This is a genomic window from Streptomyces sp. NPDC005393 (assembly GCF_040606675.1).
Taxonomy (GTDB): domain Bacteria; phylum Actinomycetota; class Actinomycetes; order Streptomycetales; family Streptomycetaceae; genus Streptomyces.
On sequence record NZ_JBEXFG010000007.1, the window covers coordinates 1 to 23,443 of the forward strand.

General features: G+C 71.2%; 22 protein-coding genes. 6 read left to right on the forward strand and 16 right to left on the reverse strand.

Going from position 1 to position 23,443, the window contains the following annotated elements:
- Both ABZS71_RS09130 and ABZS71_RS09135 read left to right on the forward strand, forming a co-directional pair.
- The coding region (locus tag ABZS71_RS09130; protein WP_356208536.1) for a zinc ribbon domain-containing protein at positions 1-310 on the forward strand (310 nt) is incomplete at its 5' end.
- A gap of 267 nt (positions 311-577) precedes the next feature.
- A complete protein-coding gene (locus ABZS71_RS09135; protein ID WP_356208538.1) occupies positions 578-1,435 on the forward strand; it encodes a DUF5707 domain-containing protein in 858 nt (285 codons plus the stop codon).
- A gap of 84 nt (positions 1,436-1,519) precedes the next feature.
- Here the strand turns inward: ABZS71_RS09135 and ABZS71_RS09140 are convergent, their stop codons facing one another.
- The 11 genes from ABZS71_RS09140 to ABZS71_RS09190 form a co-directional block, all read right to left on the reverse strand.
- On the reverse strand, positions 1,520-2,797 hold the full coding sequence (locus tag ABZS71_RS09140; RefSeq protein WP_356208691.1) for a thymidine phosphorylase: 1,278 nt from the start codon (positions 2,795-2,797) through the stop codon (positions 1,520-1,522).
- A gap of 46 nt (positions 2,798-2,843) precedes the next feature.
- Entirely contained in the window at positions 2,844-3,266 is a 423-nt protein-coding gene (locus tag ABZS71_RS09145) for a cytidine deaminase (RefSeq protein WP_355856291.1), read from the reverse strand.
- Entirely contained in the window at positions 3,263-4,558 is a 1,296-nt protein-coding gene (locus ABZS71_RS09150; protein ID WP_356208539.1) for an ABC transporter permease, read from the reverse strand. Before ABZS71_RS09150 ends, ABZS71_RS09145 begins: the two co-directional genes overlap by 4 nt.
- A gap of 88 nt (positions 4,559-4,646) precedes the next feature.
- On the reverse strand, positions 4,647-5,777 hold the full coding sequence (locus ABZS71_RS09155) for an ABC transporter permease (RefSeq protein WP_355856298.1): 1,131 nt from the start codon (positions 5,775-5,777) through the stop codon (positions 4,647-4,649).
- Entirely contained in the window at positions 5,774-7,384 is a 1,611-nt protein-coding gene (locus tag ABZS71_RS09160) for an ABC transporter ATP-binding protein (protein WP_356208693.1), read from the reverse strand. The genes ABZS71_RS09155 and ABZS71_RS09160 overlap by 4 nt, the downstream gene beginning before the upstream one ends.
- 128 nt (positions 7,385-7,512) lie before the next feature.
- Entirely contained in the window at positions 7,513-8,547 is a 1,035-nt protein-coding gene (locus ABZS71_RS09165) for a BMP family ABC transporter substrate-binding protein (RefSeq protein WP_355856301.1), read from the reverse strand.
- A 130-nt stretch (positions 8,548-8,677) separates the two neighbouring features.
- A complete protein-coding gene (locus ABZS71_RS09170; RefSeq protein ID WP_356208695.1) occupies positions 8,678-9,901 on the reverse strand; it encodes an amidohydrolase in 1,224 nt (407 codons plus the stop codon).
- 179 nt (positions 9,902-10,080) lie between these two features.
- Positions 10,081-11,277, reverse strand: a complete 1,197-nt coding sequence (locus ABZS71_RS09175; RefSeq protein WP_355856304.1) for a hypothetical protein — start codon at positions 11,275-11,277, stop codon at positions 10,081-10,083.
- Between the two features lie 116 nt (positions 11,278-11,393).
- Positions 11,394-12,326: an N-acetylneuraminate synthase family protein gene (locus tag ABZS71_RS09180; protein WP_355856307.1), complete on the reverse strand. Its 933-nt coding sequence runs from the start codon at positions 12,324-12,326 to the stop codon at positions 11,394-11,396.
- Positions 12,327-13,529, reverse strand: coding sequence for an acylneuraminate cytidylyltransferase (locus ABZS71_RS09185; protein WP_356208540.1), 1,203 nt, complete (start codon positions 13,527-13,529; stop codon positions 12,327-12,329).
- Between the two features lie 56 nt (positions 13,530-13,585).
- Positions 13,586-14,905 (reverse strand): DUF6716 putative glycosyltransferase, encoded by a 1,320-nt coding sequence (locus ABZS71_RS09190; protein WP_356208697.1) that lies wholly within the window; start codon positions 14,903-14,905, stop codon positions 13,586-13,588.
- Positions 14,906-15,128: 223 nt separating this feature from the next.
- Here ABZS71_RS09190 and ABZS71_RS09195 point away from each other — a divergent pair, with 223 nt between their 5' ends.
- The 3 genes from ABZS71_RS09195 (at position 15,129) to ABZS71_RS09205 (ending at position 18,831) form a co-directional block, all read left to right on the forward strand.
- On the forward strand, positions 15,129-16,106 hold the full coding sequence (locus ABZS71_RS09195) for a glycosyltransferase family 2 protein (protein WP_356208542.1): 978 nt from the start codon (positions 15,129-15,131) through the stop codon (positions 16,104-16,106).
- Positions 16,106-17,518 carry a polysialyltransferase family glycosyltransferase gene (locus tag ABZS71_RS09200; protein WP_356208544.1) on the forward strand — a complete coding sequence of 471 codons (1,413 nt, stop codon included), beginning with the start codon at positions 16,106-16,108 and terminating at the stop codon, positions 17,516-17,518. The genes ABZS71_RS09195 and ABZS71_RS09200 overlap by 1 nt, the downstream gene beginning before the upstream one ends.
- A 215-nt stretch (positions 17,519-17,733) precedes the next feature.
- The gene (locus tag ABZS71_RS09205) at positions 17,734-18,831 is read left to right on the forward strand and encodes an acyltransferase (RefSeq protein ID WP_356208699.1); all 1,098 of its coding nucleotides are present in this window, start codon (positions 17,734-17,736) and stop codon (positions 18,829-18,831) included.
- A gap of 52 nt (positions 18,832-18,883) precedes the next feature.
- Here ABZS71_RS09205 and ABZS71_RS09210 read toward each other — a convergent pair whose 3' ends face one another.
- From ABZS71_RS09210 to ABZS71_RS09220, 3 genes are read right to left on the reverse strand one after another with little or no spacing between them, the layout of a single operon-like run.
- Positions 18,884-19,108, reverse strand: coding sequence for a hypothetical protein (locus tag ABZS71_RS09210; protein ID WP_356208546.1), 225 nt, complete (start codon positions 19,106-19,108; stop codon positions 18,884-18,886).
- Positions 19,109-19,155: 47 nt separating this feature from the next.
- Complete coding sequence (locus ABZS71_RS09215; protein WP_355860510.1) at positions 19,156-19,488, reverse strand: AzlD domain-containing protein; 333 nt, start codon at positions 19,486-19,488, stop codon at positions 19,156-19,158.
- Positions 19,481-20,215 (reverse strand): AzlC family ABC transporter permease, encoded by a 735-nt coding sequence (locus ABZS71_RS09220; protein WP_356208548.1) that lies wholly within the window; start codon positions 20,213-20,215, stop codon positions 19,481-19,483. Before ABZS71_RS09220 ends, ABZS71_RS09215 begins: the two co-directional genes overlap by 8 nt.
- Positions 20,216-20,277: 62 nt before the next feature.
- Between ABZS71_RS09220 and ABZS71_RS09225 the strand changes: the two genes are divergently transcribed.
- Complete coding sequence (locus ABZS71_RS09225; protein WP_356208550.1) at positions 20,278-20,736, forward strand: Lrp/AsnC family transcriptional regulator; 459 nt, start codon at positions 20,278-20,280, stop codon at positions 20,734-20,736.
- Between the two features lie 557 nt (positions 20,737-21,293).
- Here ABZS71_RS09225 and ABZS71_RS09230 read toward each other — a convergent pair.
- Together ABZS71_RS09230 and ABZS71_RS09235 are read right to left on the reverse strand one after the other, a co-directional pair.
- Entirely contained in the window at positions 21,294-22,685 is a 1,392-nt protein-coding gene (locus tag ABZS71_RS09230) for a CoA transferase (protein ID WP_356208552.1), read from the reverse strand.
- A 47-nt stretch (positions 22,686-22,732) separates the two neighbouring features.
- On the reverse strand, positions 22,733-23,383 hold the full coding sequence (locus tag ABZS71_RS09235) for a TetR/AcrR family transcriptional regulator C-terminal domain-containing protein (RefSeq protein ID WP_356208554.1): 651 nt from the start codon (positions 23,381-23,383) through the stop codon (positions 22,733-22,735).
- Positions 23,384-23,443: the final 60 nt, after the last annotated feature.

Sequence of the window (23,443 nt, forward strand, 5' to 3'; positions counted from 1 at the left end):
GCTGGAGTACAAGTGCGCCTGGTACGGGCGCGAACTCGTCGTGATCGACCGCTGGTTCCCGTCCAGCAAGCTGTGCGGGGCCTGCGGCACGGTCGCGGCGAAGATGCCGCTGAACGTCCGTGAGTGGACGTGCGACTGCGGCGCCGTGCATGACCGCGACGTGAACGCGGCTCGCAATATTCTCGCCGCCGGGCTGGCGGCGTCTGCCTGCGGAGACGGTGTAAGACCTCAACGGGAGTCCTCCCGGACGGGGCGGTCGTCGGTGAAGCAGGAACCCCAGCGGGCGACCGCTGGACCCCCCCGCCTTTAGGCGGGGGAGGAAGTCAAACGGGCAGTCAACAGCAGGGGCCACAGTCCCTGGCCGTGGCTGCCCTACGACAGGCACGGCGGCCACGCCGTGGTCCGAAAGCGCGACGGGCCAGCGCCCTTGGCAAAGCGTCCGCAAAGGCTTCACCGGCCGTACAACTGGTCGCGAAGAGGGCGTGTCTGATCTCGCGAGTCAACAGACTCCCAGGTCACTCAGGCCCCGCGTGACGACATCCGCACCGTGGGGCCCCTTCTCCACAATGGGGAACACATGCACATGCGTGCCACCATGGCCGCCGCGACCGTCTCCGGCGCGCTGGCCCTCGCTGCTTTCGCCGTGCCCGCCGCACAGGCCGATCAGGGGGCGGCCAGGCCGGACGCCGCCTCGCGCTTCGGCATCCAGTCGTCGAAGGCGGGGTTCCGCGCCACCGGCGCCACGGCCGCGCCGACCATCAGCAAGGTCACGATCAACGGCGGCAAGGACATCGTCGTCGGCACCACGTCGTCGAAGACGGTCACCGTCTCGGTGACGGCCTCGCATCCCTCTGGTATTTCCGACGCCTTCGTCGACCTGTGGCACGGCACGGACCCGGACAACGATTTCGACGGCTACCTGGTCCCGAATGAGGACGAGGCGACCTGCACCGCGTCCAGCGCCACCACGTCCACCTGCGAGCTCACCATCACGGTCGACCCGCAGGCCGACCTGGTGAACTCCCTCGCGGGGTCCTGGCATGTGACGGCCGGCGCGCTCGCCGGTGACGGGAGCGACTACTACTGGAACGACTTCTATGGCACCGCCAGGGTGCAGCGTCTGTCGAAGCTGACCGTCAACGCCTCGCCGGAGCCGGTCAAGAAGGGCCGGACCATCACGGTCACCGGCGCGCTGACCCGCGCGAACTGGGACACCTCCGCCTACGCGGGCTACACCAACCAGTCCGTGAAGTTGCAGTTCCGCAAGGCGGGCAGCAGCACCTACTCCACGGTCAAGACGATCACGTCGAGCAGCACGGGCAGCCTGAAGACGACGGTCACCGCGTCCACGGACGGCTACTGGCGCTACGCGTTCGCCGGCACCTCGACGACCCCGGCCGTGAACGCCACGGGCGACTTCGTCGACGTGCAGTAGTCCCTCACCCCAGCCCCTCACCGCCCAGGCCGAAGGGGCCGTCCCGCCGCTGTGCGGCGGGGCGGTTCCTTCCCGCGCGATCCGTCAGGCGATGCGCTCCAGGACGATCGGGGACGGGGCGAACGCGGTGTCCGCCGGGGCGTACTCCACGGCGCCCTCCAGTGCCTCCAGCGCGTAGCCGAACTTCTCGGGGGTGTCCGTGTGGAGGGTCAGCAGCGGCTGGCCCGCCGTCACCCGCTCGCCCGGCTTGGCGTGGATCTCCACGCCCGCGCCCGCCTGGACCGGGTCTTCCTTACGGGCGCGGCCCGCGCCGAGGCGCCAGGCGGCGACGCCGACCGCGTAGGCGTCCAGCCGGGTGAGCGTCCCGCTCGCCGCGGCCGTGACGACATGCTGTTCGCGGGCGGTCGGCAGCGGTGCGTCCGGGTCGCCGCCCTGGGCGGCGATCATGCGGCGCCAGTGGTCCATCGCGGAGCCGTCGGCGAGGGCCTTGGCCGGGTCGGCGTCGGGCAGGCCCGCCGCGTCGAGCATCTCGCGGGCGAGGGCCAGGGTCAGTTCGACGACGTCGGCCGGGCCGCCGCCGGCGAGGACCTCCACGGATTCGCGCACTTCGAGGGCGTTGCCCGCGGTGCGGCCGAGCGGGGTGGACATTTCGGTGAGCAGCGCGACCGTACGGACGCCGTGGTCGGTGCCGAGGCCCACCATGGTGGCGGCCAGTTCGCGGGCGGCGTCGAGGTCCTTCATGAAGGCGCCGGAGCCGACCTTCACATCCAGCACCAGGGAGCCGGTGCCCTCGGCGATCTTCTTCGACATGATCGACGACGCGATGAGGGGGATGGACTCGACCGTGCCGGTGACGTCGCGCAGCGCGTACAGCTTCTTGTCGGCCGGCGCGAGCCCGTCGCCCGCCGCGCAGATGACGGAGCCGATGTCACGGAGGACCTGAAGCATCTCGTCGTTGGAGAGCGACGCGCGCCAGCCGGGGATGGACTCCAGCTTGTCGAGGGTGCCGCCGGTGTGACCGAGGCCGCGGCCGGACAGCTGGGGTACGGCGGCGCCGCAGGCGGCCACGAGGGGCGCCAGCGGCAGGGTGATCTTGTCGCCAACGCCGCCGGTGGAGTGCTTGTCGGCGGTCGGGCGCGGGAGGGACGAGAAGTCCATCCGCTCCCCGGACGCGATCATCGCGGCGGTCCAGCGGGCGATCTCGGCCCGGTCCATGCCGTTGAGGAAGATCGCCATCGCGAGCGCGGACATCTGCTCGTGGGCGACCTCACCGCGCGTGTAGGCGTCGATGATCCAGTCGATCTGGGCGTCGCTGAGGCGGCCGCCGTCGCGCTTGGCGCGGATGACGGAGATGGCATCCATGGTGGACATGGTGGACATGGTGGGGTGCGGGGCCTTTCGTCGGGGGTCAGCCGTCGGCGCCGAGGCGTTCGAGGTCGGCGGGGCCGAAGGCGTCGGGCAGGAGCTCGGCGAGCGGGCGGATGCCGGCCGCCGTGTCCATCTGGAGCCCCGGGCCCCCGTGCTCCCACAGCAGCTGGCGGCAGCGGCCGCAGGGCATCAGCACGGCGCCGTCGCGGCCGCAGCAGGTGAAGGCGGTGAGCCGCCCGCCGCCGGAGGCGAAGAGGGCGGAGACCAGACCGCATTCGGCGCACAGCGCGACGCCGTACGCCGCGTTCTCCACATTGCAGCCGCTGACCGTGCGGCCGTCGTCCACGAGCGCGGCGGCGCCCACCGGGAAGCGGGAGTACGGGGCGTAGGCCCGGGACATGGCGTCCCGGGCCTGCGCGCGCAGCGATTCCCAGTCGGGGGCCGCCACAGCGGGTGTGCTCATGTGCCCTGTCCCTTCCGGTAGGGCTTGTTGTTCGCCTTGGGCATCCGCAGCCGCTGCGAGGCGAGTCCCATGACCAGCAGCGTCACGATGTACGGCGTGGCGCTGACCAGATCGTTGGGCACCGTGTCGGTCAGGCCGTACCAGACCAGCAGCAGGACGGCGGCGGCGCCGGACACCGCGCCCGCGACATAACTCTTGCGGAAGATCCGCCAGCCCGCCATCAGAACGAGTCCGAGCGCGATCAGGAGCAGCAGGGCGTGGACGGTCGCGCCGCCGTTGCGCAGCTGGAGGGCGTCGGAGTAACCGAAGAGGCCGGCGCCCATGGCGAGCCCGCCGGGCCGCCAGTTGCCGAAGAGCATGGCGGCGAGGCCGATGTAGCCGCGGCCGCCGGTCTGGCCCTCGTTGTAGATGTGCGAGCGGACGAGGGCGAGGAAGACGCCGCCGAGCCCGGCCAGACCGCCGGAGACCACGACGGCCGCGTACTTGTAGAAGTAGACGTTGACGCCGAGGGACTCGGCCGCCGTCGGGTTCTCGCCGCAGGACCGCAGCCGCAGCCCGAACGAGGTCTTCCACAGGACGAAGAAGCTGCCGACGACCAGCAGGACCGAGAGGATGGTCAGCGCCGAGATGTCGGTGACCAGGCCGCCGAGCACGCCCGCGATGTCCGAGACCAGGAACCAGTGGTGGTTCTCCAGGGTCGCCAGCCAGTCGGAGAGGCCGGGCACGGTGAACGACGGGATGTCGTCGACCTGCGGGGACTGCTTGGGGGAGCCGCCGATGCTGGACAGCGGCTCGAACCAGCGCTTGGCCAGATAGGTGGTGGCGCCGAGGGCGAGGATGTTGATCGCGACACCGGAGATGATGTGGTCGACGCCGAAGGTGACGGTGGCGACCGCGTGGACGAGACCGCCGACCGCGCCGCCGAGGACGCCCGCGAGCACACCCACCCAGGGGTTGGTCTGGTAGCCCGCCCAGGCACCGAAGAAGGTGCCGAGGATCATCATGCCCTCAAGGCCGATGTTGACCACGCCGGCCCGCTCGGCCCACAGCCCGCCGAGCCCGGCGAGGCCGATGGGCACGGCCATGGAGAGCGCGGCGCCGATCTGGCCGGAGGAGGTGACGTTGTCGAAGTCCGCCTGCTGGGCGGCGTCGGCGAGCGCTCGTAGGACGGACAGCGCGATCAGCGCCCCGGCGACGATCAGCAGGATGGTGGCCAGGGACATCCGGGAGGTGGGCTTGTTGCCCTTCCCCGGCGTGGTCGTGCTCTTGGTGGTGGTCACCGTGGCACTCATCGGCTATCTCCGTTCGCTTCTCCGCCCGCTCGGCACGGAGGCGCGGCCATCGTCGTCGTCTGCGGCCCGGAGGCCTCGCGTGCGTCGCTCACGACACCTCCGTCTTGTCCGTGCCCTGACCCTTGGCGGCCTTGGCCTGGGCGGCGAGCTCCGCGCCGACCCTCTGCTGCTGGCGCTTGAGCCCGTAGCGGCGCACCAGTTCGTATGCGATGACGACGCACAGGACGATCACGCCCTGCATCACGCCGACGACCTCCTTGTCGTAGCCCTCGAACTCCAGCCGGTTGGCGCCGCGCTCCAGGAAGCCCCAGAGCATGGCGGCCAGGGCGATGCCGACCGGGTTGTTGCGGCCGAGCAGCGCGATGGCGATGCCGGTGAAGCCGATGCCCGTCGGGAAGTCGGAGGTGAACTGGTGGGTGTCGTTGAGCAGGGTCGGCATGCCGATCAGACCGGCGACCGCGCCCGAGAGCACCATGCTGGTGAGCACCATGCGCTTGACGTTGACGCCGCTGGCCTGGGCGGCCGACTCGGAGCGGCCCACCGCGCGCAGATCGAAACCGAACCGGGTGCGGCCGAGCAGGAACCAGAAGCCGACGCCGGCGAGCGCCGCGACGACGATGAAGCCCCAGATGGGGTCGAGGTCGCCGCCGGCCGGGATGGTGAAGAAGTGGCTGGAGGCGGGCAGCGGGTCGGTGGCGACGATGTTGGTCTGCTTGTCGAGGTCGGCCAGGCGCCCGTCCACCAGCAGATAGCTGATGAGGATGCCCGCGAGCGCGTTCAGCATGATGGTGCTGATCACCTCGCTGACGCCGCGGTAGACCTTCAGCAGCCCGGCGATGGACGCCCACATCGCGCCGACGAGCATGCCGACAAGGATGATCAGCGGGATCTGCACCGGACCGGGCAGCTTCAGCGCGCCGCCGACGACGGCGGCGAAGAAGGCGGCGAGCCGGTACTGGCCGTCGACGCCGATGTTGAAGAGGTTCATCCGGAAGCCGATGGCCACCGCGAGCCCCGCCAGGTAGTACGTCGTCGCCTTGTTGAGGATGTAGACCTGGCTGTCGGCCTTCACCCCGTAGTCGAACATGACGCCGAAGGCGTTGAACGGCTCCTTGCCGGTGGCCACCAGCACGAGCGCGGTCACCACGAACGCGGCGGCGAGCGCCAGCACCGGGGCCGCGACCGCGAGGACCACCCGCTCCTTGTCGATCTTCTTCATCGGTCCTCTCCCCCAGCCGTGACGTCGGCCTCAGCCGCGCCTTTGAGGTGGCCGGACGCCGCGCCGGTCATGGCCGAGCCCAGCTCCTCCGGGGTGATCGTGGCGGGGTCGGCGTCGGCGACCAGCCGGCCGCGGTACATCACCCGCAGGGTGTCGGACAGGCCGATCAGCTCGTCCAGGTCGGCGGAGATCAGCAGTACGGCCAGGCCCTCACGGCGTGCGGTGCGGATCTGGTCCCAGATCTGCGCCTGCGCGCCGACGTCCACACCGCGCGTCGGATGCGCGGCGATGAGCAGCTTGGGGTGGTGGCTCATCTCCCGGCCGACGATCAGCTTCTGCTGGTTGCCGCCGGACAGCGAGGCCGCGGTGACCTCGATCCCGGGGGTGCGGACGTCGTACTCGGCGACGATCCGCTCGGTGTCACGGCGCGCGGCGGCCGGGTTGAGCAGGCCGCCCTTGCTGTTGGGCTCCTCGGTGACATGGCCGAGGATGCGGTTCTCCCACAGCGGCGCCTCCAGCAGCAGCCCGTGCCGGTGGCGGTCCTCGGGGATGTAGCCGATGCCGTCCTCGCGCCGCTTGCGGGTGGGCGCGTGGGAGATGTCGGTGCCGTCGAGGGTGATGGTGCCGGCGTCGGGGTCGCGGATGCCCATGATGGCCTCGACCAGTTCGGCCTGGCCGTTGCCCTCCACCCCGGCGATGCCGAGGACTTCGCCCATCCGGATGGTGAAGCCGATGCCGTCGAGCACGGCCCGCTCCACGCCGTCCACATCGGTGGCGGTGAACCGCAGTCCGTCGACGGTGAGCATGTCCGTGTCGGTGACGGTGGACTCGCGGGTCTCCGGGGAGGGCAGCTCGCTGCCGACCATCAGCTCGGCGAGCCGGCGGGGGGTGGTCTCGGACGGAACGACCGAGGCCACCGTCGTACCGCGGCGGATGACGGTGATGTCGTCGGCCACGGAGAGGACTTCGCCCAGCTTGTGGGAGATGAACAGGACGGTCAGGCCCTCGGCCTTGAGCTCGCGGAGGTTGTCGAAGAGCGCGTCGACCTCCTGCGGGACGAGGACCGCGGTCGGCTCGTCCAGGATGAGCGTACGGGCGCCCCGGTAGAGGACCTTGAGGATCTCCACGCGCTGACGGTCCGCCACACCGAGGTCCTCGACCAGGACATCGGGGCGGACGTTCAGTCCGTAGGCGTCGGAGATCTCCTTGATCCGGGCGCGTGCCTTGCCGCCGATGCCGTGCGGCTTCTCCGCGCCGAGGACGACGTTCTCCAGCACGGTGAGGTTGTCGGCGAGCATGAAGTGCTGGTGCACCATGCCCACTCCGCGGGATATGGCGTCCGCCGGGGAGTGCAGTTCCACCGTCCGGCCGTCGATCGCGATGGTGCCCTCGTCCGGGCGCTGCATCCCGTAGAGGATCTTCATCAGGGTCGACTTGCCCGCGCCGTTCTCGCCCACGAGGGCGTGCACGGTGCCGCGGCGCACGGTGATGTCGATGTCGTGGTTGGCGACGACTCCCGGGAACCGCTTGGTGATTCCGTGGAGTTCTACGGCGACGTCCGTGACATCACCGGCGGGGGCGCCCTTGGGTGGGCTGGCGGCTTCGATGGCGCACTCCTGAGGGGCGAGGGCGATGGGGCGGGCCGGGGCAGGCCGAAGATGTGCCACGGACCCGGGCGGACGCGCGGGGAGCCGTACCCCCGGTGCCTTCCGCCCAGGTCCATGGCGATCCGGGATCAGTCCTTGTAGGTGTCGGCCACCTGGATCGTGCCGTCGACGATCTTCTTCTTGGCCGCCTCGATCTTCGGCTTGATGTCGTCGATGAAGCCGCCGGAGTACGAGAGGGAGACGCCGCCGCGCTTGAGGTTGTAGGACTGGACGCCGCTCTCGGGCTTCTTGTCCTTGAGGACGCTCTTGATGAAGTCGTAGACCGAGCCGTTCACGTTCTTGACCATGGAGGTCATGATCGTGTGCTTGTACGGGGCCAGGCCCTTGTCGTAGTACTGGTCGCCATCGACGCCGATCGACCAGGTGCCCTTCTTCTTCGAGGTCGCCTCGATGGCGCCGGCGCCGGAGCCGCCGGCCGCGGAGAAGATCACGTCGGTCTTGTGGGAGAGCATGCCCTCGGCGATGTCCTTGCCGCGGTCGGGCATGCCGAAGCCCTTGGCCGAACCGATCTGGACCCACTGGACCTCGAGGGACGCCTTGGGGTTGGTGTCCTTCAGGCCCTGCTGGAAGCCGCCCGCGAACTTCTTGATCAGCGGGCTGTCGGTGCCGCCGATGAAGCCGACCTTGTTGGTCTTGGTCTTGAGCCCGGCGGCCACGCCGGCGAGGTAGGAGCCCTCGTGCTCGGCGGAGACCAGGCTGGCGACGTTCTTGAGGTCGACGACCGAGTCGACGATCGCGAAGTCGGTGTCCTTGTACTTCTTGGCGGCCTTGGTGAGCGCGGGGGTCCAGGCGTATCCGACGCCGACGACGGGGTTGTAGCCCCCCTCCGCCAGGCTGGACAGCTTGTCGTAGCGGTCGGCGTCGGTGTCGCCGTCCTTGGCCGTCAGCTCCTTGCCCTTGACCTTGAAGTCCTTGAGGGCCTTGTCATAGCCCTTGGCGGCGGAGTCGTTGAAGGAGTGGTCACCTCGGCCGCCGACGTCATAGGCGAGGCCCACGCCGGCGTCCTTGCTTCCTTCATCGGAGCTACTGCCACACGCGGTGACGGAGAATGCGAGAGCCGCGGTGGCAATGCCCGCGACAGCTATGGTGGATACCCGGCGCACGAGGGTCCCCTCTGACTCGAAGCGCCTGCTTGGCGCTGGCTCCGCCGCATCGTAACGCGCGTAGATGTCAGATAAAGGCCCCTCCGGAAGCCGTTATCGGATCGTCGCGAACCTCTCCGGTCCGCCAGGTCTACAGAACGTTGCGATCAAGCAAAGCCGCGGCCGTGAAGAGCTCCACGCCCACCGCGATGGCACCCTCGTCCACGTCGAAGTCGCCCGCGTGCAGGTCACGCCGGGTGGTGTCGCCGACCCTGCGGACGCCCAGCCGGGCCATCGCACCGGGCACCCGCTCCAGATACCAGGAGAAATCCTCACCACCGAGGCTCTGCTCGGTGTCCTCGACCGCATACGATCCGCGCCGGGCCACCATCGCGTCGCGCAGCAGCTCGGCCGAGCTCGCCTCGTTGACCACCGGCGGGACGCCGCGGATGTAGTTGATCTCCGACTTGGCGCGGTGCAGGGTCGCGATCTCGTCGACGGCGGCGTGCACCAGATCGGGGGCCTCGCGCCAGGCGGGCAGATCCAGACAGCGAACGGTTCCGGACAGCTCGGCGTGTTGCGGGATCACATTGCAGGCGTGGCCCGCCTCGATCCGCCCCCAGGTGACGGCGAGCCCCGAGCGCGCGTCGACCCGGCGGGCCAGCAGCGCGGGCACCTCGGCGACCACCTTGGCGGCGGCGGTCACCAGATCGGTGGTGAGGTGGGGGCGCGCGGTGTGACCGCCGGGCCCGTCGAGGGAGATCTCCAGCCGGTCGCAGGCGGAGGTGATCGGCCCGACGCGCAGCCCGACCTTGCCGACCTCGACCTTGGGGTCGCAGTGCAGCGCCAGGATCCGGCCGACGCCGTCCAGCACACCGGCCTCGATCACGTCGGCGGCGCCGCCCGGCAGCACCTCCTCGGCGGGCTGGAACAGCAGCCGCACCGGACGGGCCAGCCGCCCCTCGCGGGCCAGCTCGGCCAGGACCAGACCGGCGCCGAGCACCACGGTGGTGTGCACATCGTGGCCGCAGGCGTGGGCGCGGTCGGCGACGGTCGAGCGGTAGGGGACGGTCTTGGTGTCGGGGATGGGCAGGCCGTCGATGTCCGCGCGCAGCGCCAGCAGGGGCGCCACGCCATCGCGGGGACCGATGTCACAGAGGAGGCCGGTGCCGGTCGGCAGCACCCGCGGTTCGAGGCCCGCCTGCTCCAGCCGCGCCTTGATGGCGGCGGTGGTGCGGAACTCGCAGTTGCCGAGCTCGGGGTGCATATGCAAAGCCCGCCGGAAGGCGATCAGTTCGGCGCGCAGCCCTTCGGGGAGCGTGCCGGGCAGCGCCGCGTCGGCGGGGGGTGTCGCAGGGGTCTCGTCGATGGACATCAATTGCTTCACCTGAAGAAGCGTAGAACGCCAGGTGGGTCCACCGAATGTCGATCAACAAAACTTCAACCGATCCGGGGAGGGAAAACTCCCCCTCCCGGCGCATGGTCTCCCTAGTCAGGGGGTATAACAGGGCGTTTCCTCGTGAGAAGCGCCACACGGCCGTATGAGCGAAGCTGTCAGGAAGCTGCCACGGGTGCGCCGGGTCCGGGCGCCGCGGACGGCCCGGGGGCGGCCGGTGGCGCGGGGGGCGGCGGCGCCGAGCTGAGCCGGTGCACATCCCGGGCCGTTCCGGTGACGCCCGACAGGAACCCCTGGGCGCGCGGCGAGGCGTCGCTGGTCAGCCAGGCGGGGTCCACATCGCAGACGGCGACCTGCACACCGGTGCCCGCGAGCGCGAGCGGCAGCGTGTGCACGACGGTCGACGGGAAGCTCACGATCGTATGGCCGATGGGGCCGCGGCGGGCTATCAGCTCCAGCGGCAGATCGGGCCGTACGATCTCCAGCCCCACCTCGCCGGCGACCCGGTGCAGCTTCTCGGCGCTCTCGCGGCGGTGGGCGAAGTAGCGGGTCGCGCCATGGGTGCGGGCCAGGGCGGTGACCGCCTCCAGATAGCGCTCCGGGTCGACGACGCCGGTCTCGACCAGGGAGGTGCCGACCAGATCGGTGGAGCGGGTGATCCGGGGCGGGCCGAAGCGGGCCCGGGTCCAGGCGAAGTCGTTGGCGGTGACGGTGACCCCGGCGGGCGGCTCGACGGGCATCGAGCTGAACACCTCGACCCGGCGCTTGGCGCCCGGGGTGAGCCTGCGGCGCGCGGTGGCGGACACCGGCGCGAAGATCATGTCGCGCGCTCCCCTGCTGTTGCCGCGCCGGTGCCAGCGCACCAGCCGCTCCCCGTTGGCCAGCTGGGAGATGAACTCCATGGTGGCCGTGCCGTCGTCCACGACGACCAGGTCCCGGGCGCGGCCGAGGGTCAGCAGCAGCTGCACATAGCGGGAGAACGGGTCGCCTATGACGATCCGGCCGGCCCGGCGCAGCGGCCCACGCAGCCCGACGATGGTCTTCAGCGGGGCGCCCGCCCCGCCGCGCGCCTCCTCCCAGCGCACCGCGACGCCCTCGTCCCGGGCGAGCTCCACCATCCGGCGCAGCTGGCCGCGGGTCATCGGATCGTGCGGGGAGAGCACGACCACGGTGAGGTCGACGGCCCCGCCCAGCGGGGGCAGCGGGGACGGCGCCGCATCGGACGCCGGGGGCTCGGGCGGCGGCCCGGCGGACCGGAGCGCGTCCGTATACGCCCACTCCAGCACGTTCAGCAGCTGGACCGGGCTCTCGACGAAGGCAAGCGTGGCCGAGGGGGTCGAGGGAGCGGAGGGCATCGCACCGTCCAAAGGCAGGGCCCGGAAGCGACGGGCAGCCCCCGAGGGATCGGGGGAACCCGCCGCTTCCGGGCGTGGGCCGGTCTCACCGGCCGGTGGATTCACGGCAGAGAGCCTCAGACCGCGACGGGCTCGCGGTCGGCGGTCTCGGTCTCGGCGACGACGCCCGCGACGCGGCGGAGCTTCTTCATCGGGCCGAGCTCGCTCTCGTAGACCTTCTTGACGCCGTCGCCCAGCGACTCCTCGATGGTGCGGATGTCACGCACCAGGCGCGTGAGGCCCTGCGGCTCGACGGAGGCGGCCTGGTCCGAGCCCCACATGGCGCGGTCCAGGGTGATGTGGCGCTCGACGAACGCCGCGCCGAGCGCGACGGCGGCGAGGGTGGTCTGCAGACCGGTCTCGTGGCCGGAGTAGCCGATCGGCACGTTCGGGTACTCGGCCTGCAGCGTGTTGATCACGCGCAGGTTGAGCTCCTCGGCCTTGGCCGGGTAGGTGGAGGTGGCGTGGCACAGCAGGATGTTGTCGCTGCCGAGCACCTCCACCGCGTGGCGAATCTGCTTGGGGGTGGACATGCCCGTCGACAGGATGATCGTGCGGCCGGTCGCCCGCAGGGCGCGCAGCAGCTCGTCGTCGGTCAGCGAGGCGGAGGCCACCTTGTGGGCCGGGACGTCGAACTTCTCCAGGAAGGCGACGGCCTCGGTGTCCCACGGGGAGGCGAACCAGTCGATGCCGCGCTTCTTGCAGTGCTCGGAGATGGCGCGGTACTCGTCCTCGCCGAACTCCACACGGTGGCGGTAGTCGATGTAGGTCATCCGGCCCCAGGGGGTGTCCCGCTCGATGTCCCACTGGTCACGCGGGGTGCAGATCTCCGGGGTTCGCTTCTGGAACTTGACCGCGTCACAGCCGGCGTCGGCGGCAGCGTCGATCAGCTTGAACGCGTTCTCCAGGTCGCCGTTGTGGTTGATGCCGATCTCACCGGTGACATAGACCGGGTGGCCGGGTCCGGCGATCTTGTCACCGAGGGTGCGGAGGCGATTGTTGGAGCTCACTTAAGACAGTTCCTTTCCGAGAATCCACGAGGCGATCTCGCGGATCGCGCCGTCTCCTCCGGGGGTGGAGGTGACCGCACGTGCGGCGCCGCGTACGACGTCGTGCGCGCTTGCGACCGCCACGGGCCAGCCGACAAGGCCGAAGCACGGGAGGTCGTTGACGTCGTTGCCGACGTAGAGCACGCGCTCCGGCGCGATGCCCTGCTCCTCGCACCACTGCTTCAGTGCGAGATCTTTTCGGTCGATGCCGTGGAGCACGGGGACCCGCAGCTTGCGGGCCCGTGCGGCGACGACCGGGTTCTTTTCCGTGGACAGGATCAGCAGCGCCAGCTCAGCGCGGCGCAGGGCGGCGATCCCGAGCCCGTCGCCGCGGTGCACGGCGACCAGTTCGCGTCCTTCGGAGTCGATCAGCACCCTGTCGTCGGTCTGGGTGCCGTCGAAGTCGAGTACCACCGCGTCGATGTCGTCGCGGGTGGGGAGGGCGCCCGGCCGCTCGGCGTCGAGCAGCGGGGCGAGCGCGCGGGCGCGGGCCAGGTCGTGCGGGTCGTCGATCTCCAGCACCCGGGCGGCGTCGGTGCGCACCAGCTCCGTACGGCCGAAGAAGCGGTGGCCCGCCTCGCGGAAGCCGCGCGCGTCCATGGCGTAGGCGGCGCCGGTCTCCAGGAAGTCCTGGGGGCGGTCCTGGCGGCGCGGACGGTAGGACTTGTCGTGGTTGACCCCGTCGCCGCCGTCGGCCTCCGGTTCCTCGCCCTCGCGCCAGACGAAGCCGTGGAAGGGGGCCACGGTCAGGGCGCTGTCCGCGCCCTTCTCGGCGACCGCCGCAGCGACCCCGTCGATGTCCTCGCGGACGATGAAGGGGCTGGTGCACTGGACGAGGAGGACCACATCCACCGCCGTGCCGTGCGTCGCCTGGTAGGCGTCCATGGCGTGGATCACCGCGGCCTCGCTGGTCGCGGTGTCGCCCGCGATGTCGGTGGGCCGCTGGATGACCACGGCGCCCGCGCCGCGGGCGGCGGCGGCGATGCCAGGGTCGTCGGTGGAGACGACCACGTCCGTCACCAGCCGGCTCGCCCGGCACTCCAGGACGGCGCGCGCGACGAGCGGCACGCCCCCCACGGCGGCGAGGTTCTTGGCGGGGACCCCTTTCGAACCGCCGCGGGCGGGGATCACGGCGAGCACACACCGGTCGGTGGAGGGGGTCATCGCGGCTCCTTCAGGGCTTTCGGAGGTGGTCACGTCGCTCACGGCGTTTACGTCGCTCACAGGTCCCCCATCCGCCGGATGACGGGGGCCACGCGCTGGACGCCATGGCGGTAGGCACCACGGGCCGCTTCCCGCATCGTGTTGCGCACGACCCGGCGCAACCCGCTGACCTGGGCCTCGTCCTCGGACGAGGCGCCGGGGCGGGGCCGGCCGTCGGGCTCGAAGCCGTAGCGGGCGAGCCGGCCGGGCAGATAGCCGGGCGCGGTGGCCTGGGTGTAGTAGGGGGCGAGCGGCGGAAGCGCGTCCGCCGCGGCCAGCTCGGCGACCCGCTCGCGCGCGGCGTCGAACCAGGTCTCGTACGGCCCGTCGGCGGCGACGCCCTGGCGGCTGAGCCACGTCGGGTCGGGCTCGGGCCGGTATCCGGCGTCCAGCTCGTCCCAGGAGGCGAGGCAGCCGGAGCCGAGGAAGTGGTGGTTGCCGAGCGCCTCGCGCACCCCGAGGTCGGTGAGGACGGCGGTCGGGATGGAGCGGTGCAGCGACTCCAGGGCGGCCGTGGAGCTGACCGTGACCAGCAGGTCCGTGGTGTCCAGGACCTCGCCCATGTTTCCGTAGGCGAGCCGGACGTTGGACGGCAGATTGTCGCCGAACTTGGCGATCAGCTTCTGGTACGGAAGCTCCTCGATATGCGTGGTGTGCTCGCCCGGCTTGCTGCGCAGCTTGACCAGGACCTCGCGGTCCGGGTGGCGGCGGGCGTGGTCGACGGCCCGGCGCAGCAGATACATACGGTCGGCGCGGTTGTCCGGGACGGACGGCTGGACGGCGAAGACGACCGTGCCGCCGGGGTACGTCCGCCCCTCGCGGGCCTTCTCGTCGTACCGGGCGCCGCCGAGGAAGGGAAGTGCGCACTCGACGACGCTCTCCGCGCTCGCGCCGACGCCCTGATAGACGTCACGGAAGCGCTCCGCGTCATGGCGGGAGTTCGCGAGCACCACATCCGCGCCATGGCGCAGCAGCAGTCCGTCGGCGAGCTTCTCGTAGACGACGCCCACGTAGCCGGTGACGACCACGGGGCGGCGGTCGGCGCCCTGCCAGGCGTGGCGAAGCCCGTGCAGCATGGCCTGGACGGCGCCGCCGACCAGGGACAGGACGATCACGTCGTAGCGCTCACGGTCCATGGACCGGACGAATTCGGTGCCCGTCACCTCGCGCATGGCATCGGCGCGCACCCCGACCTCGGCGAGCTGCCGGACGGTCGGAGTGGCGCGGCCGCGCAGCAGGAAGCCGTCCAGACGGCGGCCTGACTCCGAGCTGTCGGGGACGAGGCGGTGCGCGGTGAGCGCGCCCCATTTCCACCGGGTGTCGGAGTCGGCGAGCACGGCTACTCGCACGGGGGAATTGGTACGTGAGGGCACGTCGCAGACGCTAGGAAGCGATTTCGATTCACGGCCCAACGCAGCAGCAACAATGGGTTAACAGCACGTCGACGATTGGCGAATCGGCAGGCTGGAGTAGCGGGTTAACCGTTCCGACGTTCTTCGTTCACCTTTACGTACCCCTCAGGTCAAGACGAATGCCAGCCGGCGACCTAGCGTCACCCGCGTGGTTAAGCTCTCCGTCATCGTGCCGTTCTACAACGTGCAGACCTATGCCCCCGACACGCTCAGAAGTCTGCGCGCGAACGCGCGGGAAGACTTCGAATTCATTCTCGTCGACGACTGTGCCACCGACGGGACACCGGAGATCCTGGAGCGCGCCGAGCGCGATCTTCCGGGGGCCGTCTATGTACGGCATGAGAAGAACGGCGGGCTGGCCACCGCCCGGAACACCGGCCTCGACAAGGCTACTGGGGAGTACATCGCCTTCCTGGACGGCGACGACTGGCTGGCCCCCGGCTACTACGGGCAACTGCTCGCGGCGATCGAGGACTTGGGGTGCGACTTCGTCCGCACCGACCATGTCCAGTGCACCGCCCGCGCGCGCTCGATCCACCGGGTGCCGCATGGCCGGCGCAATGCGGTGATGCCCCCGCGGGACGCGATCCTCCCCGCCGACCGCTCGACCTCCGTCGACTACGCCTACGCCTGGGCGGGCATGTACCACCGCCGGCTGGCCGACCAGGGACTGCTGCACTTCACCCATGGGCTGCGCACCGCCGAGGACCGGCCCTGGATCTGGCGACTGCACCGCGAGGCGCGCAGCTTCGCCGTGCTGGGTATGCACGGGGTCTTCTACCGGCGCGGTGTCTCGTCCTCTCTTACTCAGATCGGCGATGTGCGGCAGCTGGACTTCATCCGCGCATTCGATCAAGTCATCGAAGAAACGGCACGTGACCAGGACGCCGATACTCTGCTGCCCAAGGCCGTGCGCACCTATTGCGCGATCATTTCCCATCACCTCGGCAACATCGAGAGATTCGAACCGCAAGTGGCTCGCAAACTCCGCTCCATGTCGGCGGCGGCGATGAAGCGCATGCCCCAGGACGTACTGAAGGACGCGCTGGATTCCATGGACTACGAGCGCGCCGCACGCCTGCGGCGGGTCAAGCGCCGCCCGGCGGGCACGGAGGTGGCGGCCTGATGTCCGCGTACACCCCGCTCGCCGCGCGCAAGCGCACCCAGATCTTCCTCGCCTCCACCCTCTACGGGGCGGCGACCCTGGCCGCCGCCATCGACGCGGCGAGCATCGAACCGGCCGACCGCCGGCTGCTGCTCATCAGCAACAACGCGGCGACGCCGGAGACCACGCCCGCCGTCGACGAGATGCCCGGCTTCGAGCGGCTGCGCGCGCGCTTCGACCGGGTGGTGTCCTGGAACGAGACGATCAGCCCCTTCCACCCCGGCGGCTGGTCCCCGCGGTCCGACGACGCCCCGCTGTGGGAGCGCCATCTGCGGCTGCTGTGGAACCTCGGCGACGACGACATCGAGCTGGTGCTGGAGTCCATCCAGGTCAACCCGGCGATGGCGGTCGCGAATGTCTTCCAGGGCGCGCCCATCGACGTCTACGCCGACGGGCTGATGAGCTACGGCCCGACCCGTAACAAGCTCGAACCGCTAATCGGCACCCGCATCCGCCGCCTCCTCCACCTGGATCTGGTGCCGGGGCTGCGGCCGCTGCTGCTCACCGAGTTCGGCGTCGAGCCCGAGGTGCTGCCCACCGAGGTCTTCACCAAGGTGCTTGCCGAGGTCGCCGACGCCGCCCCGCGCGGCGTCGTCTCCGCCAGCGAGCGGATCGCCACCGGCTCGGGCCCGGCCCTGATGCTGGGGCAGTATCTGTCCGCGCTGGACATCCTCACTCCGCAGGAGGAGGAAGAGCTGCATGTGCGGATGTTGCGCGGCGCCGTGGCGCTCGGCCACCGCACCGTCGTCTTCAAACCGCACCCCACCGCCCCGGCCCGCTGGTCGCGGATGCTGGAGAAGAAAGCCGCGGAGCTGGGCGCGGAGCTGACCGTGATGGACACCCCGGTCCTCGCCGAGGTGCTCTACCAGCGGATGCGTCCGGGCCTGGTGATCGGCTGCTTCTCCACCGCGCTGCTTACCGCGTCCGTCTTCTACGGGCTGCCGGTGGCCCGGATCGGCACCGAGGTGCTGCTGGAGCGGCTCACCCCGTACCAGAACAGCAACCGGGTGCCGGTCACCATCGTCGACGTGCTGCTGCCCGACCTGGAGGACCACAAGGCCGTGACCGCCGGTGCGCGGCCGGTCGACGAGCGGGCCGGAAAGCGGCTGACCGGTCTGGTCGCCGCGGTCGGCTTCTGCATGCAGGCGAAGATCTACCCCGATCTGCGGCCCGCCGCCGAGCGCTATCTGGCGGCCCATCTGGACGTCCACACCTGGCGCTACTTCAAGCGCCGCCGACTGACCTCGCTCGCCCTGCCCGGGTCGGTCCCGTCGCAGCTCGCCTTCATCCCGCGCAACGAGACGGTGCGCCGGGTCGCGCGCCGCGCCCGCGCCCTGAAGCGGTCCGCGCTGAAGCGGACGGCGACGGGATGAGCCGCGTGGCCGTGAGCGTCCACCACGAGAAGGAGTGACGGCGTGACCGCCGATCACGAGGCAAGCCCTATACGCAGCCGGCGCCCGGAGGTGATCTCGTGACCGCGGCCGCGAGCGCACCGCCCGCCTCCGACACGGGCCCGATACCCACCGGGACCACGGCGGCGCCCGGCCCGGATTCCGTGAACGAGTCCGCCAAGGCGTCCGCGAAGCAGATCGCGCAGGGGGCCGCACGCCCCGCGCGCGGCGGGCACCCGGCCCGGCTGCGCGCGCTGGACGGGCTGCGGCTGCTCGCCGCGCTGATGGTCGCCGCCTACCACTACGGCGGCCGCAGCGGCGAGATCGGCCAGGCGTGGGGTTCCTCGCCCCGCGTCCAGTTCCCCACCGCCTCGACGTTCTTCGCGTACGGCTGTCTCGGCGTCCAGATCTTCTTCATCATCAGCGGCTTCGTCATCTGCATGAGCGGCTGGGGGCGGCCGCTGCGGTCGTTCTTCGCCTCCCGCGTCTCCCGGCTCTTCCCCGCCTACTGGGCCGCGATCATCCTGGTCACCGCCGTCTTCGCGCTCCCCTGGGTCACCTATGAGGCGGTCTCGCCCAGCGACGCGCTCGTCAACCTCACGATGCTGCAGCAGCCGCTCGGGGTGGACCGGGTGCTGGGGGTGTGCTGGACCCTGTGGGCGGAGCTGCGCTTCTACGCCCTCTTCGCGCTGTTCGTCGTGCTCCCGGGCGCCAACCGCCGGCGTGTGGTGCTCTTCTGCGCCGTCTGGACGCTGGGCGCGGCGATCGCCCAGGCGGCGAACCTGCCGCTGCTGGACGTCGTGCTGATGCCGGAGTACGCCTCGTACTTCATCGGCGGCATCGGCCTCTATCTGATCCACCGCTTCGGCCACGACGCACTCTCCTGGGGCATCGTCGGGATCAGCTTCCTGATCGGCCAGCACTACGCGATCCGGGGGCTGTGGCACCCCGCGTCCATGGAGGCCTTCTCCTACCGCTCCTCCATGGGCATCATCGCCGTGGTGGCCTTCGGCTATGTGACGGTGGCGCTGGTCGCGCTCGGCAAGCTGCACTGGGCCAACTGGCGCTGGCTGACGGTCGCGGGGGCGCTGACCTACCCGTTCTATCTGGTCCATGAGCATCTGGGCTGGGTGGTGGTGTGGGTGCTCCACCGGAAGCTCGGCATCCCCTCGTACGGGACCCTCGCCCTGACCGTCCTGCTGATGCTGGGCCTCGCCTGGGTGCTCTACCGCTTCGTCGAACAGCGGCTCACGCCGCTGATCAAGCGGTCGCTGTCGACGGTGCGGCTGCCCTAGCGGCGGCCCCCGGCGCCGCGCGGGTGCGCGGTGCCGGGGGCCGAGGGGCTCGCTAGGGCCAGGCGCAGTGCTGGGCCTTCTCCTGGTCCGTCATGGGGCGGGTGTGCTGTGTCTTGGTGCTGGGCGCGTCCGGCTTGGGGCCGGTCGCCTCGAACGGCACGTACCAGATGTAGTGCCCGTAGAACCGGTCCGGGAAGTGCAGCTCATAGGTGCCCTTGACGCTCCGCGTCTGGGGCTCGCGGGTCACCCAGCCGGCCTCGCCGGGGCGGACGTCCACATTGGTGGTGTCGGTCCAGTGGGTCAGTGGGTCAGTGGGTCAGTGGATCAGCGGGCGAAGACCGTGCTCGCCAGGGCGACATGGATCGCGGTGCCGCCGAGGATGCTCAGGACGGCGTTGTGCCGCCACAGATGCAGTCCGACCGTGGCCGCGAGCGCGATGGCGACGGGCAGTCCGTACGGGGCGGCCGTGAGGGAGACACCGCGCAGGCTGTAGACGGCGAGGATCACCATCACCCCGACCGGCATATGAGCGCCCAGGAAGCGCACGGCGCGGGAGCCGCGCAGCGGGACGAGGGCGGCGAAGGGCAGGGCGCGCAGCGCCCAGGTGATGACGGCGGAGACGGCCACCGCGGTGAGCAGGTAGCGGGTGTCAGGCACGGGCCGACCGCCGTATGCCGAGCGCGTACCGGACCAGGAGCGCGGCGGTGAACAAGGTCATGGCGGTCAGCAGCAGCTGTCCGGGGAAGACGACCATGGCGATCAGCGCGGAGCCGAGGGCGAGGGCCGGGGTGGGAATGTCGCGCTGGGCGCGGTACGCGTCGAGGAACAGGACGACGAAGAGCGCGGTCAGGGCGTAGTCCAGCCCGACCAGCCGGGCCGGGACCAGCGCCCCGAACAGCGCCCCGGCGGTCCCGCCCGCCACCCAGTACACCTGCAGGAACACCTGGAGCCAGAGGATGCGGCCGCCGGTCAGGGTTTCGGCGGGGCGCGCGGTGCTGAGGGCGTACGCCTCGTCCGTCAGCCCGAAGGTGCTGTACGCCTTACCGGCGGCGCCGCGCACCCGGTGCAGGGGGAAGGACAGCGCGTAGAAGACATGGCGGATGTTGACGAGGAACGCGGTCACCGCGATCTGGGCCAGCGGGGCGACGGCCACGACCAGCCCGATCAGCAGGAACTCCAGCGAACCGGCGTAGACCACCGCGGTGAAGGCGGTCGCCCACCACCAGTCCAGACCGGAGTGGACGACGAGGATGCCGAAGGCGATGCCGAGGGGGAACATGGCGAGCCCCACCGAGCTGGTGTCCCTGAAGGCCAGCGCCGCGTCGGAGGGCGTCGGGGCCGTCGGGGCCATCTCGCGGGGGGTGGTGGCCGTGGCGGTTTGCATAGGGAAAGGTTAGGTCGAATTGAGCGTAATATGGTTTCCGGTTATGGCTCTAAAATGTTCGTATGGGCAATGATCGAGCACTCGATGACCTCGACCATGAGATTTTGTTTCAGCTGAGCCAGGACGGCCGGCTGACCAACGTCGAACTGGCCAAGCGGGTGGGTTTGACCCCGCCGCCGTGTCTGCGGCGGGTCAAGCGGCTGGAGGACGCGGGGATCATCGCCGGCTACCGGGCCCGTATGGACCCGGCGGCCCTCGGGCGGGGCTTCGAGGTCGTGGTCGCCGTCGACATCGGCGTCAACGATCTGAAGACGGTGGACGAGTTCGAGGGGGTCGTGGCGTCGTACGACGAAGTCATCGAGTTCCGCCGGATGTTCGGGCGACCCGACTACTTCATCCGGATCGCGGTCGCCGATCACGCGGCGTACGAGGAATTCCTGACCCGGAAGCTGATCGGACTGCCCGCGATCACCCGCGTCGACTCCCATCTGACGATGAAGCGGATCAAGACGGACGACTGACGGTTGCCGTGGGCCGGGCCCCGGGAACGTGCGGCAGGCCTGGCCCGAGCTGGGGGCCCGGGGGCTGGACGCCGTGGGGGCGGCAGGCGCCGTGGGACGCCCAGCGCCGTGGGACGCCCAGCGCCAGCGCGAGCTGGGGGCTGAGCGGGCGCCGGGGCCACGACCGGGCCGGGCCCCAGGAACGTGCCGCAGGCCCGGCCCGAGCTGGGAGCCCCGGGGGCTGGACGCCAAGCGGACGCCCAACGCCGTGGGACGCCCAGCGCCGTGGGGGCGCCAGGCGCCAGCGCGAGCTGGGGGCTGAGCGGGCGCCGGGGCCACGACCGGGCCGGGCCCCAGGAACGTGCCGCAGGCCCGGCCCGAGCTGGGAGCCCCGGGGGCTGGACGCCAAGCGGACGCCCAACGCCGTGGGACGCCCAGCGCCGTGGGGGCGCCAGGCGCCAGCGCGAGCTGGGGGCTGAGCGGGCGTCGGGGCCGCGACCGGGCCGGGCCCCGGGAACGTGCCGCAGGGCCGGCCCGCGCCGGGCGCCGGTGCTGGCGGGCGGCAGGGGCCGGGGCGGTCAGAGCCAGCGTGGGGCGTCGGTGCCCCACTGGCCGGGTGGGCGGGCCCAGTCGAGGGGGCGGCCGGCGTAGGTGATCGGCGAGCGGGCGTAGCGCAGTTGTCCGTAGGGGGCGGGCCTCTCGGCGAGATGGGGCTCGGGGTCGTACGGGGCGCCGTCCACGGCGGCGGGGGTGATGCCGTGCGTCAGCCAGGACGCGGTGCCCGCGAGGGAGAAGCGCAGATGGCGGCCGCCGCCCGTCTCGTGGCGTTCGGCCAGCGCGCGCAGCACCGCCGCGGCGAGCAGATAGCCGGTGCCGTGGTCCAGCGCCTGGGCGGGCAGCACCCCGGGGCTGCCGTCGGGTCCGGCCTCGGTCGCGGCGATGCCGGTCGCCGCCTGGACCAGGCTGTCGAAGCCGCGCCGGGCGGCCCAGGGCCCGGACCAGCCCCAGGCGCAGACCTGGGCGACGACGAGTCCGGGGTGCCGTTCCAGCAGGTCGTCGGGGGCGAGGCCGTAGCGGTCGAGCGCCCCGGGGCGGTAGCCGGTGACCACGACGTCGGCGCGGGCCAGGAGGTCGTTGAAGGCCCGTCGGTCCGACGGATCGCCGAGGTCCAGTTGGGCGGACCGCTTGCCGAAGCCGGTGTCGGCGTGCAGGTCCGGGTCCTCGGGCAGCCGCGGGGAGTCGATGCGCAGGACGTCCGCGCCCAGCAGGGCCAGGGTGCGGGTGGCCACCGGTCCGGCGAGGACCCGGGTCAGGTCGAGGACCCGGACACCGCTGGCGGGCAGGGGCGCCTCCGGGAGGGGCCGCGGGGCGCCCTCGCCGACCCGCCGGGATTCGATCAGCGGCAGCTCGGTCAGCGGGATCCCGGTCGGCGGGATCTCGGTATTGCCACGCTCCAGGACGGCCACGGCCAGTCCGCCCGCCGCGTACACGGTCTCCTGGATCCAGCGGGCCGGGCGGGTCGCCAGCTCCGCCGACAGCCGCTCGACGAGCGCGTCCGTCTCGCCGCCGTCGGGGAGGCCGAGGGCGGCCAGCAGCCGGGCGCGGTGGTGCGGGTAGTTGGCGTGGGTGCGGACCCAGCCGTCGGCCGCGCGCCAGAAGCCGGACAGCGGGGCGAACGACGTCGGCTTCCGGCCGTCGATCCGCACATGGCGTTCGCTGTGGAACGCCGTGGCGACCGCGGCCTCGTCCACCCGTACCGCCGGAACCGCCCCGCCCGCGCGCCGCGCGCCCAGCTCGGCGGCGGCCAGCGAGGCCACACCCACGGTGGCGCGGGCCAGCTCCCGCACGGGCAGCCGGGCGGCCGGCACCCCGCTGGAGGGGGCGTACGACACCGCCCCGAGCAGTTCGGCCGGGCCGCCAAGGGCGGTCCAGACGTGGGCGGTTGCCGCGTCGGTCTCCCCGTTCGCCATGCGCTCATTCTGCGGCACGGCGGCGAGGCGTCGAGCCACCGGGGGGATCAGCCCGAGGCGGGCCCCAACGTGGCCTCGATGCCCGCGACGACGGCGCGCAGACCCTCCTCGAAGCGCTCCTCGAAGTCCAGGAAGAGATCCGCGCCCGCGGCCGCCGCCAGCGGATAGTCCGCGCCGATGCGCTCGGCCCGCTTCTCGAGGTCGTACCCCCGCGCCCGTTCGCCCTCCATCGGCTCCACCGCCTGCTCCTCGACCACGAAGCCGAGGGTGAAGGAGTACACGATGAACGAGGCGCGGGCGGCGGCGCTCGGCGTGAAGCCCGCGTCCACGAGGACGCGCAGATGGGCGTCCATGGTCTCGGCGTGCCCGGTGTCGGTGAACCGGGTGCCGCTGAAGACCTTCGCGCCGTCGCGGTAGCCGAGCAGCGTACGGCGCAGCCCTCGCTGGACCTCCATCAGCCGCTCCTGCCAGGTGACACCCTCGGTGACCGCCAACCGGCGGGCCATATCGCGGTACATGGCCGTGGCCATCTCGTCGAGCAGCGCCTGCTTGTTCTTGAAGTGCCAGTAGAGGGCGGGCGCCTGGACGTTCAGCTCCTTGGCGATACGGCGCAGGGTGAGCCCTTCGAGCCCCACGTCATTGAGCAGCCGCAGCGCGGTGTCCACCACCTGGGCCGGGTCGAGTCGCGTTGTCGCCATAAGCCCATGCTCGCAGCTTAGCGTCCCTCCACTTGACAACTTAACAACGTTAAGGGCACG

Bases quoted from the DNA above. Each gene is read 5' to 3' on its own strand.
- ABZS71_RS09135 (WP_356208538.1), top strand. From the start codon at position 578: ATGCACATGCGTGCCACCATGGCCGCCGCGACCGTCTCCGGCGCGCTG.
- ABZS71_RS09140 (WP_356208691.1), bottom strand. From the start codon at position 2,797: ATGGATGCCATCTCCGTCATCCGCGCCAAGCGCGACGGCGGCCGCCTC.
- ABZS71_RS09145 (WP_355856291.1), bottom strand. From the start codon at position 3,266: ATGAGCACACCCGCTGTGGCGGCCCCCGACTGGGAATCGCTGCGCGCG.
- ABZS71_RS09150 (WP_356208539.1), bottom strand. From the start codon at position 4,558: ATGAGTGCCACGGTGACCACCACCAAGAGCACGACCACGCCGGGGAAG.
- ABZS71_RS09155 (WP_355856298.1), bottom strand. From the start codon at position 5,777: ATGAAGAAGATCGACAAGGAGCGGGTGGTCCTCGCGGTCGCGGCCCCG.
- ABZS71_RS09170 (WP_356208695.1), bottom strand. From the start codon at position 9,901: ATGTCCATCGACGAGACCCCTGCGACACCCCCCGCCGACGCGGCGCTG.
- ABZS71_RS09175 (WP_355856304.1), bottom strand. From the start codon at position 11,277: ATGCCCTCCGCTCCCTCGACCCCCTCGGCCACGCTTGCCTTCGTCGAG.
- ABZS71_RS09185 (WP_356208540.1), bottom strand. From the start codon at position 13,529: ATGACCCCCTCCACCGACCGGTGTGTGCTCGCCGTGATCCCCGCCCGC.
- ABZS71_RS09200 (WP_356208544.1), top strand. From the start codon at position 16,106: ATGTCCGCGTACACCCCGCTCGCCGCGCGCAAGCGCACCCAGATCTTC.
- ABZS71_RS09220 (WP_356208548.1), bottom strand. From the start codon at position 20,215: ATGCAAACCGCCACGGCCACCACCCCCCGCGAGATGGCCCCGACGGCC.
- ABZS71_RS09225 (WP_356208550.1), top strand. From the start codon at position 20,278: ATGGGCAATGATCGAGCACTCGATGACCTCGACCATGAGATTTTGTTT.
- ABZS71_RS09230 (WP_356208552.1), bottom strand. From the start codon at position 22,685: ATGGCGAACGGGGAGACCGACGCGGCAACCGCCCACGTCTGGACCGCC.
- ABZS71_RS09235 (WP_356208554.1), bottom strand. From the start codon at position 23,383: ATGGCGACAACGCGACTCGACCCGGCCCAGGTGGTGGACACCGCGCTG.